The 12,055-nt window shown below is 54.9% G+C and carries 8 protein-coding genes and 1 tRNA gene; 4 read left to right on the plus strand and 5 right to left on the minus strand.

The window, feature by feature from the left end; all coding sequences use genetic code 11:
- Window positions 1-215 precede the first annotated feature (215 nt).
- Window positions 216-2,207 (plus strand): alkyl/aryl-sulfatase, encoded by a 1,992-nt coding sequence (locus PMYSY11_RS11795; RefSeq protein WP_150549298.1) that lies wholly within the window; start codon window positions 216-218, stop codon window positions 2,205-2,207.
- 377 nt (window positions 2,208-2,584) lie between these two features.
- A complete protein-coding gene (locus PMYSY11_RS11800) occupies window positions 2,585-3,904 on the plus strand; it encodes a serine hydrolase domain-containing protein (RefSeq protein ID WP_150549299.1) in 1,320 nt (439 codons plus the stop codon).
- 161 nt (window positions 3,905-4,065) lie between these two features.
- Here the strand turns inward: PMYSY11_RS11800 and PMYSY11_RS11805 are convergent, their stop codons facing one another.
- A complete protein-coding gene (locus PMYSY11_RS11805) occupies window positions 4,066-5,256 on the minus strand; it encodes an aromatic ring-hydroxylating oxygenase subunit alpha (protein WP_150549300.1) in 1,191 nt (396 codons plus the stop codon).
- A 193-nt stretch (window positions 5,257-5,449) separates the two neighbouring features.
- On the opposite strand from PMYSY11_RS11805, the gene PMYSY11_RS11810 reads away from it, so the two are divergent.
- Window positions 5,450-6,448, plus strand: coding sequence for a GlxA family transcriptional regulator (locus tag PMYSY11_RS11810; protein ID WP_150549301.1), 999 nt, complete (start codon window positions 5,450-5,452; stop codon window positions 6,446-6,448).
- A gap of 248 nt (window positions 6,449-6,696) precedes the next feature.
- On the opposite strand, the gene PMYSY11_RS11815 is transcribed toward PMYSY11_RS11810, so the two are convergent.
- The gene (locus PMYSY11_RS11815; protein ID WP_150549302.1) at window positions 6,697-8,250 is read right to left on the minus strand and encodes an arylsulfatase; all 1,554 of its coding nucleotides are present in this window, start codon (window positions 8,248-8,250) and stop codon (window positions 6,697-6,699) included.
- 739 nt (window positions 8,251-8,989) lie between these two features.
- Window positions 8,990-9,066 (minus strand) — tRNA-Val (locus PMYSY11_RS11820).
- A 182-nt stretch (window positions 9,067-9,248) separates the two neighbouring features.
- Here PMYSY11_RS11820 and PMYSY11_RS11825 point away from each other — a divergent pair.
- On the plus strand, window positions 9,249-10,532 hold the full coding sequence (locus PMYSY11_RS11825; protein WP_090512112.1) for an NAD(P)/FAD-dependent oxidoreductase: 1,284 nt from the start codon (window positions 9,249-9,251) through the stop codon (window positions 10,530-10,532).
- Window positions 10,533-10,598: 66 nt separating this feature from the next.
- Here the strand turns inward: PMYSY11_RS11825 and PMYSY11_RS11830 are convergent, their stop codons facing one another.
- Together PMYSY11_RS11830 and PMYSY11_RS11835 are read right to left on the minus strand one after the other, a co-directional pair.
- Complete coding sequence (locus PMYSY11_RS11830; RefSeq protein WP_150549303.1) at window positions 10,599-11,570, minus strand: PA2778 family cysteine peptidase; 972 nt, start codon at window positions 11,568-11,570, stop codon at window positions 10,599-10,601.
- Complete coding sequence (locus tag PMYSY11_RS11835; RefSeq protein WP_069900213.1) at window positions 11,555-11,956, minus strand: PA2779 family protein; 402 nt, start codon at window positions 11,954-11,956, stop codon at window positions 11,555-11,557. Before PMYSY11_RS11835 ends, PMYSY11_RS11830 begins: the two co-directional genes overlap by 16 nt.
- Window positions 11,957-12,055 lie beyond the last annotated feature (99 nt).

Below are 12,055 nucleotides of genomic sequence, written 5' to 3' on the forward strand. Positions count from 1 at the left end.
CCTCGCATTGCAACCATACATTTAATGCATTTGATTGATATTACAAGGATTGGCATAACTGCAGGCGTATTCATGACAACTATTCTGGCCAGCCCTGAAACGGCGAAGCCTAAACGCCATGATTACTCACGCAGGCGCCTACACGCGGGCAGCCATGTGCAATAAAACCGGTGTGGCCGGATAAAAAACAATAAGAGTAGGTTCAGGAAATCATCATGCGAGTGCCGTTTGTTTTGCCGCTGTTGTGTGTTTCATTGCTGGCCGCCTGTGATCAGCAAGCCCCACGTACTGCCGATGCCGATTCCGATGCGGCCGGTTTCAGTGCCCCCACTAGCGCGACGCTGGCCGTACAGGCCGAGACTGCCAAGAGCTTGCCTGCTGATGACGGGCTCGACTTTGAGGAATCCGAGCGCGGCCTGATCGCCAGAGAAGACTCACTCAGCATTACCGGAGCCGACGGCCATGTCGTGTTCGATCAGGATGGCTATGGTTTTATTCAGGGCGCTGCGCCCGGCAGCGTCAACCCCAGTCTCTGGCGTCAGGCTCAGCTGAATAACCATCACGGTTTATACAAGGTCACCGACGGAGTGTATCAATTGCGCGGCTACGACCTCGCCGTGATGAGCCTGATCGAAAGCAAGAACGGCTGGATCGTGGTCGACCCGCTCACCACCGTCGAAACGGCCAACCGTGCGATGGCCTTTGCCCGCAAAAACCTGGGCGACAAACCCGTGGTAGCGGTGATTTTCACTCACAGCCATGTTGATCACTTCGGCGGCGCACTCGCCGTCGCTGATCCGGCTGACGTCGCCAGCGGCAAGGTTCGGGTGTATGCGCCCAAAGGATTCATGGAGGAAGCCACCAGCGAGAACGTGTTGGCAGGCCCGGCGATGGGCCGGCGCGCCATTTACATGTATGGCCGCGATTTGCCGCGCAGTGAGCGTGGCAAGATCGACAACGGACTGGGCAAGGAACCCGCCATGGGCACGGTGGGTATTCTCCAGCCAACCGACCTGATCGACAGCGAGACTCAGGACGTGGCAATCGACGGGGTCGACTTCGTTTTTCACTACACGCCAGGCGCTGAAGCACCCGCAGAAATGACATTCTACCTGCCGGCGCATAAAGCCTTTTGCGGGGCGGAAATTCTCAGTCGCACCCAGCACAATCTGTACACCTTGCGCGGCGCCAAAGTGCGTGATGCCAGACGTTGGGCCGACTATATCGACGCCAGCCTCAGCGACAATCAGCAAGCCGAAGTGATGTTTTTCAGCCACCATTGGCCGGTATGGGGCAAGGCACGCATTGAGGCATTAATGCGCGAACAGCGCGACACCTACAGCTATATCCACGACCAAACCCTGCGTTTGGCCAATCAGGGTTATGGCCCGCGTGAAATTGCCGAACAACTGACACTGCCCAAGTCGCTGCAGAGCCATTACTGGAACCGTGGCTACTACGGCACGCTCAAGCACAACGTCAAAGCGGTATACCAAATGTATTTTGGCTGGTACGACGCCAACCCGGCCAACCTCGATCCACTGCCACGCATTGAGGGTGCTAAACACTACGTTGAGTACATGGGCGGTAGCGCCGCGATTATGGCCAAGGCGCAGGCTTCATTCGACAACGGCGAATACCGCTGGTTGGCCGAAGTGCTCAACCAGTTGGTGTCCGCCGAACCTGACAACGCCGAAGCTAAAGCCCTGTTGGCGCGCAGCTATGACCAGCTGGGCTATCGAGCCGAATCAACCGCCTGGCGCAATGCCTATCTCTCGGCCGCATACGAATTGCGCCACGGCGCACCGGAACACGGAATTGATGTTGCAGCGGCCAGTGACTTGCTTGAGCAAACCAGCGGCGCGCAATTTATGCAGATGTTCCAGGTTGCCCTGAATGGCCCCAAAGCCGACGGCGTCGATCTGCGCGTAAACATTACCTTCAGCGACCTGCAGGAAAACTATGTGCTTAACATCGAGAACGCTGTGCTCCAGGCCCGCAAAGCCCCGGCCGATCCTGACGCCAGCGTGACGCTGACCCTTACCCGTCCGCTGCTGGTGAAAATCATCACCAAACAAGCCGGGATCAAGGAACTGCTGACCTCTGATGACATGCACGTGGATGGCAGCGTACTCGACCTTGCGCGCTTCTTTTCACTGATGGACAAACCGGCACCAGCCTTCCCTATCGTCACTGCTAATCAGTAGCCGGCTGGTGGCTGAATCTCGGCGTGCATGTTGCTGTACCTGCATGCACGCCGAGATAGGTCCAGCGCAAAGCCCCATCGCAATAAGTAATACCGGCCCATAACGCCTGGCCATATGAAGACAATCACTTAACTGACATTGCTAGCATGCACATGCTCAGCCTGAAAGACTGAAATCGCTGGAAACGTGAACGATTGGATGATGTTGAGTTTCTCCAGACCACAATAAGACTGTTCAAACAGGCGCTGAAACAAAGTGCTCGCAGTGGGACGCGAAGCTGCGTACATCACATCTGAGCTACACAGGTGAATCAGGGGCATAACTCGCCCGCAGCGATCGCTAGAGCGCCGAATTAAAACTGCCAAAGGGAAGCCTGTATGAGTTTTAAACGCAATACGTTGCTGTTGGCGCTAATGGGGGGATTGCTGGTGAATCAAAGTGTAACTGCCGCTCCCGCAGCGGTCCCGCTGGATGCAAAAGCCAGTGACCCACACGTGCTGGGCTTGATGCAGGGGATTCCGCCTGCTGCAGATAAAGTCGTGAATTTCTCCAACTTTCTGCGCTTTCCGTTCACGCGCTGGTCGTTCTCGCATATCCGTGAAGTGGTGCCCACCGTGCAGGTATCGCGCGGCGATGGCCCGGTAAGCGCACTCCCCCGGGCTGAGCGAGACGATATCGACAGCCTCAGTTTCAAACCCATAGGCCGCGACAGCACCATGACGTGGGAACAGTCGCTGGCTGCTAATTACACTGATGGCATCGTCGTATTGCATCGCGGAAAGCTAGTGTACGAACGCTACTTTGGCGCCCTTAAACCTGAGGGGCAGCACATTGCTTTCTCCGTGACCAAGTCGTTTATCGGCACGCTGGCAGCAATGCTGGTTGCAGAGGGCACGCTCGACGAGAACGCGCTGGTGACCCGCTACGTACCGGAACTCAAAGACAGCGCCTACGGCAATGCCACCGTGCGCCAAGTAATGGACATGACCACCAGCATTGAGTACTCCGAAGACTATGCTGATCCCACAGCAGGCGTTTGGGAATATGGCCGCGCCGGGCATCTGATTCCGCGCCCGGCGGGCTACAGCGGTGCTACGTCGCTCTATGCGTACCTGCAGAAACTCAAAGCAGAAGGCGAGCACGGCCAGACCTTTGCCTACAAAACCGTCAACTCCGATGCGCTGGCCTGGGTCGTACAACGGGCGACGGGCAAGACGTTCCCCGAGCTGGTTCAAGAGCGCATCTGGAGCAAGCTCGGTGCCGAGCAGGACGCTTACGTCATGATTGATGAGGTCGGCACTGGCTTTGCCGGTGGCGGTTTCAATGCCGGCTTGCGCGATATGGCCCGGTTCGGCGAGGCCATGCGCCTCAATGGCCGCTTCAATGGCCAGCAGATAATCCCCGAAGCGGTGGTGGCCGATATTCGCAAAGGGGGCGATCAGAGCAAGTTTGCCAAAGCCGGCTACAACACCCTGCCGGGCTGGAGTTACCGCAATATGTGGTGGGTGGCCAACAATGATCACCAAGTGTTCACGGCACGCGGCATTCATGGCCAAACCATCTATGTCGACCCAAAAGCCGAGATGGTCATTGCCCGCTTTGCATCCTATCCAGTGGCGTCGAACGCCCAGATCGACCCGACTTCACTGCCCGCCTATACCGCGCTGGCCAACTTGCTGATGACCAAGGACCAATAAACCCATCGCCGATAATTGATCAGCTGGCTCAACGCCGCTGGTCAATCATCTCGCGCCACAGGGCCGTGATAGTCTGCGCCCCATCACAGCATTCTCTCGGCGCACACAAGGCAATTGCTGCGACTCATCCGCTGCATGCGCTGCAACAATGCTTAGCGAACTCAGCGTTCAGTAACCAATGCGTCAGCCGCTATCCCCATGATCTTTTCGTATTCGTCATGGAACCAGATCAGCGCCGATTCAAACCGGCCGAAATGCACTTCATCGACCACTCCACTGGCCATGTTGGCTTGGATTGTTTCCCCCAAAGCCCAGTCCTCATTGAGAACTTTGTTAACCAGATTGAAATTAGTCTCATGCGTTCGCAGCTCTTCCTGCGACCATTGTGCAGCGCCTTTTTCAGGCGGCTCGACCAGCAGAACCTCGTCGATCCGGGTCTCACCAACGGACAACGGTACCATGCGAATCAACGACAGATTGTCGGGCTGAGCCAGCAGCGTGATTGTTGGGCTCAGCGAATAGATCAGATTGGCCATCGCCCTTATGTCCCAAGCCGACTCTGGCAGTGTGGCAGCCTCGAGCATCGGTTTTTTTGGCAAAACCATACGTAAATTCATGTCTCCCCAGCTTTGCCACGTCGACAGGTTGCCAAGGAAAAATGGTGCCAGCGTGTTCTTGTGCGCAACATTGAAGTGGTAGGCCTCAATGCCACCCTCAAGCAGAACTTTCCAGTTCGCCTTGATTACATAACTGCGACGCTTGTAGACCTTCTGCTGCTGCAGATTCAAGTAGGCAAAGCCAAAAACCATTTCGTCCGCCAGCAGGTTTTCCGGCACGCCCTTGTCGCGATCGGGATGAAAGAACACCATGCCGCCTATTTCCCTGCTGCTGAACTCTACAAGGCCTAATTGGCGCTTATCGAGCCCTTCAAACCCTCGCTCGAAATCCGGTGCGCCGAGCAAGCTGCCCTCGGTCGAATAGCTCCAGGCGTGATAAGGACATACCAGACGCTTGCGGCAGCCGGTGTCTCCAATCGGTAACAGCCGCGCATTGCGATGACGGCATGCATTGGCAAATACCCGAATGCGATTGTCATCGCCACGGATCAGCAATAAAGGTACGCCATTGACCCAGTCGAGCGTCAGGTAGTCTCCGGGCAGAGGCAGTTCGCAGGCCGCCGCGATTGCTATTGGCCGGCTTTGGAAGATCGCCTGATTTTCCCGCTCGAACCAGTCAGCAGAAATGTACCGCTGCGTTGAGTGAGAGTGAGTTGACTCATGGTACTGAGTCTCGCCGCAAGCCTTCAGCGCTAGCGCTTGCTTGATCAATTCGATTTCCGTCTGCCGATCCATCGTCAACTCCTCACTGATTTATCTGCGTTCTGCGCTACTGATCATTGCGTTCGTGCCTGCTACTCTAGCAACAGAAAATCGCCGCAAAACAACTCATAGAGACTAATAATCAACGATTAACGACAAAATAATCGGCAGAGCCCTGTCGTCTCCACGACCAATCTTCAATATTTGCCGCGTAAACGGGAAACCCATGCTGAGCACTACAAGCACACCCCATCAGCGAGCCGTCAAGGTGGCCTGCCTGATTCCGGATCAGTTCTGGAGTAGCACCATCAGCAGCATGACGGAGGTCTTTCACGGTATGGAGTTGAATTCAAAGCTGTTTCAAAACAGCGTCTTCAAGGGATTCAGCATTAGCTACCTGCGCTGCACCGAGCAGCCCGTGACTGGCTTTTCGGGCCTGCGCTTTGACACCCACTACTTTGCTGAGAATGACGAGCGCTTTGATGTAGTCGTGCTGCCATCGGTCTGGGGGCTGTCGATGGACAACCTGGAACGCGCGCGCCCCGCTCTTCAATGGCTCAGCGAGCAACATGCTCAAGGCAGTATCGTAGTAGGTCTGGTGACTGGGGTGTTTTACCTGGCCGAAGCGGGCCTGTTGAATGGCCGGGAAACCACGATTCACTGGGCATCGGAAAATATTTTTCGTCAGCGCTACCCTGGCATCAGGGTAAATCCGAAAATGCAGATGATCGAAGCAGACAGAATCATCACCACTTCAACCACTCCAGCGACTTTCGACGTTACGCTGCTCTTGATTCAACGATTTTTAGGCGACCGTTCAGCAGAGCTTGCCTCGCATTACTTCACGATCAGAGATAAAGACGCCCCGCTCCCCGTGTTTCTTGAACCCAGTTGCAATGACACGCTGGTCGATGCAGCCAGGGACAGAATACGCCTTGGCTTCACTGAAGAAATCTCACTGGAAAAACTGGCCAAGCAGTTCAATGTCACCCCACGTACATTGTCCCGGCGATTCCTCAGCGCCACCGGCATGACGCCCATGCGCTACCTGACACGCTACCGCTTACTGATCGCACGCCGCCTGTTGCAATCAACTGACCTGCAGATACAGCGAATCGCCGAACAGGCAGGCTTCGCCTCCTCGACGGTGTTCTGCAGAAACTTCAGTCATGTTTACGCGCAAACGCCAAGGGAATACCGCAAGTCTTTGCCGAGCTCAAAGTGAGGGCAGAGTCGTCAAAAAGAGATGTTGTTGAGTGAAGCGGCGAAGTGCAGGGTCAACAGTCACTTATGCCAAGTCTTGATTGGATAGGCAGTAGTACGGGCTAAACCGTCAATATCGCGGGGAGGCTATATCGAGGCAAATATCGTGTTCGCAGCCTTGCTTTAAGGGAGTGGGCCCCAGTTGTGCTGAGGCCCACCAGCGCATGAACGAACCTATGTTCTACTTCTCTCAGGTGTCGACGTTGCAGCCTATTGTTTAGGGGTAAATGAACCCGACTCTTGGCGAGGCGGATAGTCTTTGAATGTATCCATGAAGTCTTGGACGACCTTCACCGTAGGCGCGATTGCAAACATGCGACGAACAACCCAATCGTCGTAGTAGGACGACTCGACAGGTGCCATTTCAAATGGATCGGCTCGCAGATCAATAAACAAAGGCGCTTTGCGAGGGGTTTGGCCTGCCATCCACGCCTGCATTCCTTCGTGATCCTGTGTGCTGAAGTGCGCCTTGTAATCGCCAAAACGTACTGCACCAAGGGTTCCATCATCAACCCAGGCGAAATACTCGTTACGTGGCCATTTTTCAGCCGTGTCTGCGCCAGTCATGTTGTTGAGTAGATTGTAACCATCAAGGTGGACATTAAATTTCTTGTCGCCAGCGGTGTAGCCATCAAGCAACTTTTGTTTGATGTCGGGCTCTCCTGCTGCGGCAACGAGGGTTGGGAACATGTCTTCGAGCGACAGAATTTCATTCGAAACCTGACCGGGGTCTATATGTCCAGGCCACTTGATCATGAACGGAACCCGAATCCCGCCTTCCCATGTTGTGGCTTTCTCGCCCCGGAATGGTGACGTACCCCCGTCAGGCCAGCTGAATTTTTCTGCACCATTGTCGGTTGTGTAGATAACGATGGTGTTTTCTTCGGCCCCCGTTTCCTTAAGTTTGGCGAGTAAACGGCCGATCATCTTGTCATGCTCAACCATACCGTCGGCGTATACACCGCGACCTGTCACCCCCTCACTTTCAGCTTTGAGGTGGGTGAAGATATGCATGCGCGTGGTGTTGAACCAGACAAACCAAGGCTTTTTGGCTTTCTGCTGACGCTCAATAAAATTCTCAGTGGCGGCAAGAAATTCCTCATCGATGGTTTCCATACGTTTTTTGGTTAAAGCGCCTGTATCCTCAATCTTGCCATCTGCGCTCGCCTTCATAACGCCACGTGGACCGAACTTCTTACGGAACTCCGGATCTTTCGGATACGCCGGATTCTCGGGCTCTTCTTCAGCGTTCAGATGATAGAGATTGCCAAAAAACTCATCGAAACCATGATTAGTGGGCAGAAACTCATCAAGATCACCCAGGTGATTCTTGCCGAACTGTCCCGTCGCATAACCCATTGGCTTTAGAATCTCAGCGATAGTTGGGTCTTTACTGCTTAATCCATTTGGATCTCCGGGCATGCCGATCTTGAGTAGCCCGGTACGTTTGGGCGACTGCCCGGTGATAAACGCGGCACGGCCCGCGGTGCAACTCTGTTGGCCATACGCATCAGTGAAGCGCATGCCGTCTTTGGCAATGCTGTCGATATTTGGTGTCTGATATCCCATGAGCCCACTGTTGTATGCGCTCGTGTTAAACCAACCGATATCATCTCCCATGATAACGAGGATATTTGGCTTACCCTTGGCTCCTCCTTCCTCCGCTCCGTAAGCCTGCGATGTAACGCCAGTGATGATCACAGCGAGCGCGAGTGCAGCTGCTCGCAAAGGTTTGTTTGCTAAATAAGAACTACGGTCGCGCATAGTGTTTACCTCTATCCTTGGGTCAACATTCAGGCCAACAGTGCCCTTGCAGAACTCCGGTGTCGACATTGCCTGAAGCCATCAGCTTGCGGCCAGGCACGCATACACATTGCTGCTAGCCCATAGGCTACTGCGCCGATTAAAACGGTTGCCTGACAACCTCGCCAATAGCTTCACAGCACACAACATCTTCAGGGAGGCCTGTGAAACAAGCTGCACAGTCTTACGACCCAAATATCTGTCATTTCTCACTTTCAGAGCATTAGCTAAACCATTTCACTTCAAGGTTGTATTGCATCAATAAAGTGCCGCAGTTGAGCAATTGAACTCTAGACCATTCCAATTAGAAGGCCAGATTGTCGTAGTCAACTAATATGGAATTGATAAGGTCGAACGCTATGCGCGAGTGGATAGCTTTAATGGCACCGACAACGGCTTCATCGGTGAACGCCCAATCGCCAAGCAGCAGCACCGAGCGATGTGTCGCTCACAGGCAGACTGAGACGAGAATTCAAGAAGGCATTCAATCAGGCACTTATGGGTCACGCTGACGTGAAGATGACCGAGGACTATCTGGCGGGGCACGATCAGAAGGGAGTGGAATATTTAAGGGTTGGTGCCGACCAGAAACTTTAGGCGGCCACATTCATTTGCCCAGAATATTCCCAAAGTTTGCCCAAACAAAAAGGGCGACCCTTGCGGATCGCCCTTCTATGCCCCGTACTGGACGGGTTCGAATTGGTAGGCACAATTGGATTCGAACCAACGACCCCCACCATGTCAAGGTGGTGCTCTAACCAACTGAGCTATGTGCCTTCGATGGGTGCGCATTCTACTGGCGCGAGAAAATGTGTCAACTGTTTTTTCGCTAACTGTCTGAATAAATGCAATTTTTCCACTTATAGCGGCGTTTAATATTTTGCACAGCCACTAGCCGCCATATTCCAACTCGGGTAGCATTTGCATATTCGTAAAAAATAAAGAACAGAGGTTCCAAAATGGCGCACACGTCATATCCACAATCCTACTACGCCGCATCAGCGAATCCGGTTCCCGATCGCCCAGAGCTTAATGGTGAAGTCGAAACCGATGTGTGCATCGTAGGTGCCGGTTACACCGGTCTCTCTACTGCCCTGTTTCTGCTGGAGAGCGGCTTTAAGGTAAGCATCGTTGAAGCTGCCAAGGTTGGCTTTGGCGCATCAGGCCGTAACGGCGGCCAGATCGTTAACAGCTACAGCCGCGACATTGATGTTATCGAGCGCACTGTTGGCCCCAAGCAGGCTCAATTGCTCGGCCAGATGGCGTTTGAAGGTGGCCGCATCATTCGTGAGCGCGTAGCCAAGTACAACATTCAGTGCGACCTTAAGGACGGTGGCGTGTTTGCGGCTAACACCGACAAGCACATGAAGCACCTTGAGTCGCAGAAGAAACTGTGGGAGCGCTTCGGCCACACCCAACTCGAATTGATGGACGCCAAGCGCATCCGCGAAGTTGTCGGCACTGACAACTATGTGGGCGGCATGCTCGACATGAGCGGCGGCCATATCCACCCGCTGAACCTGGCGCTGGGCGAAGCAGCGGCCGTTGAGTCGCTGGGCGGCATCATTTATGAACAGTCCCCGGCCATCCGTATCGACCGCGGTGCCAACCCGGTTGTGCACACGCCAAAAGGCCGGGTCAAGGCCAAGTTTGTGGTGGTTGCCGGTAATGCGTATCTGGGCGACCTGATTCCTGAGCTGTCTGCCAAGTCGATGCCGTGCGGCACGCAGGTTATTACCACCGAGCCGCTGTCTGCCGAACTGGCGAAAAGCCTGCTGCCGACTGACTACTGCGTTGAAGACTGTAACTACCTGCTCGACTACTACCGCTTGAGCGGCGACAACCGCCTGATCTTCGGTGGCGGCGTAGTATACGGCGCACGTGATCCGGCTGACATCGAGTCGATCATTCGCCCGAACATGCTCAAAACCTTCCCGCAACTCAAAGACGTCAAGATCGATTACGCCTGGACCGGTAACTTCTTGCTGACCCTGTCGCGCCTGCCGCAAGTTGGCCGTCTGGGTGACAACATTTACTACTCGCAGGGTTGCAGTGGCCACGGCGTCACCTACACCCACCTTGCCGGTAAAGTGCTTGCCGAAGCACTGCGCGGCCAGGCCGAGCGCTTTGACGCATTCGCCGAACTGCCGCATTACCCGTTCCCGGGTGGCCGCCTGTTCCGCGTACCGTTCACCGCAATGGGCGCCTGGTACTACAGCATGCGTGACAAGCTGGGCTTCTGATTCGCCCCGGCTGAATAAAAAACGGCGCTCGATAGCGCCGTTTTTTATTGCCTCTTTACCAGCAGATCAATGCGCTGGGCATGCAGGTAACGCCGCACATTGCGCAGGTTTAGCCGACACCGAAGTCGCTGGTTTGGCCATGAAGCGTTTGTCTGCCGGCGCTAACCGGCGTGCGCACGCCGCCGCTTGCTCAGCGGCTGGCGCACAGTTTTGCTCGGCCAGCACTTGCGAGAGGTTAAACCAACCTTCAGCAAAAGCCGGATCATGCTTGATACTGGTGCGCAGCGCTGTTTCAGCGCCGTTTTTATCGCCGGCCGCGTAACGGCTGTTGGCCAGAGCAAACCAGGCCAATGGTTCATCGGGCCACTGCTGGGTTGCAGTGCGATACGCGGTTGCAGCGCTTTGCGCACGGTCGGTCTGCTCAAGCTCGTTGGCGGCCTTGATCCACGCATGCGCCTCGGCAGTTGCAGGTACTTTATTGACCGGCATGGTCACAACGGCCCAGCGCTCGGCCTTCGCCCAACTTTGATCAAAACCGGCAAAGTCGGTGATCAGGCGTCGAGTGGTGCCGGAACGCAGAATGATGTGTTTCTCACGCAAATCGAAGCCAACCACCACCGCGAAGTGCCACTGCGGATACCAGTCAAAACCCAGATTTTGCAACACCAGCACCGGATTGCCCGCCGCGACCTCAGTCAGCAGCGTATCCAGTTGCGGCTTGAGCGGGTACACCAGCAAATCATGCGAGCGCGCAGCAGCGACCATCTCGACCTGCAAGCTGCCTTCCCTGCCCGGGATATAGACTTTGTCTTTGAGCAGCCCCGGACTGGTGATCTGACCACGCTGGTTGAGCATAGTGGCCAACGCAGCTGGGCCGCACTGATACGCACTCTGCGCAAAGAATGGCACCGCGGTGAGTTCTACCCGCTCAGGCAACTTTTGAGTGGCTAGTGATAATGTCGGCGAGCTCGCGCAACCGGCGAGCACGACGACAGAGAGCACCGCTAGCGCGCGCAGCAGCATTAGCGATTGATACATTTTACAAAGCTGAAGATGTCCGTTGCGCAAAGCATGTCCGTGACGATGAAGATCACGAAGAACAGCACAATAATGCCAACCACTCCGGAGCCCGCCGGCGCTTCCTGCAATCGCTGGTTGAACTGCGCCAGCTCAGCATTGCTCAGGCTGTTGATGCGCGCCGCGACCTGATCTTGCGGGACGCCCAGTGACTGTAATTTTTCCTGCACGCCCTGATCGCTGAGCATGTTCAGCAACTGTTGGCGATCGACCTGTTGCTGCTGGCCGGCAAGCACTTCAGCGGTTCCAATCATAGAGGCATTTGCCATTGGCACCTGCGCGGCAAACAGCACCTGAGATACCGCTAAACAGGCCGCCAGACGACGGAAGGATGTGTACTTAGACATTGCAGCAATCTCCACTTTTATAATTCGAGTTATAGACCGAATTGTAATATATGGGTTCAACCATGGCCGACAAATTTTGCTATGTATTACAGTCCCTTG

The organism is Pseudomonas marincola (assembly GCF_900682675.2).
GTDB lineage: Bacteria > Pseudomonadota > Gammaproteobacteria > Pseudomonadales > Pseudomonadaceae > Aquipseudomonas > Aquipseudomonas marincola.

Bases quoted from the DNA above. Each gene is read 5' to 3' on its own strand.
- PMYSY11_RS11795 (WP_150549298.1), top strand. From the start codon at position 216: ATGCGAGTGCCGTTTGTTTTGCCGCTGTTGTGTGTTTCATTGCTGGCC.
- PMYSY11_RS11800 (WP_150549299.1), top strand. From the start codon at position 2,585: ATGAGTTTTAAACGCAATACGTTGCTGTTGGCGCTAATGGGGGGATTG.
- PMYSY11_RS11805 (WP_150549300.1), bottom strand. From the start codon at position 5,256: ATGGATCGGCAGACGGAAATCGAATTGATCAAGCAAGCGCTAGCGCTG.
- PMYSY11_RS11810 (WP_150549301.1), top strand. From the start codon at position 5,450: ATGCTGAGCACTACAAGCACACCCCATCAGCGAGCCGTCAAGGTGGCC.
- PMYSY11_RS11815 (WP_150549302.1), bottom strand. From the start codon at position 8,250: ATGCGCGACCGTAGTTCTTATTTAGCAAACAAACCTTTGCGAGCAGCT.
- PMYSY11_RS11825 (WP_090512112.1), top strand. From the start codon at position 9,249: ATGGCGCACACGTCATATCCACAATCCTACTACGCCGCATCAGCGAAT.
- PMYSY11_RS11830 (WP_150549303.1), bottom strand. From the start codon at position 11,570: ATGTATCAATCGCTAATGCTGCTGCGCGCGCTAGCGGTGCTCTCTGTC.
- PMYSY11_RS11835 (WP_069900213.1), bottom strand. From the start codon at position 11,956: ATGTCTAAGTACACATCCTTCCGTCGTCTGGCGGCCTGTTTAGCGGTA.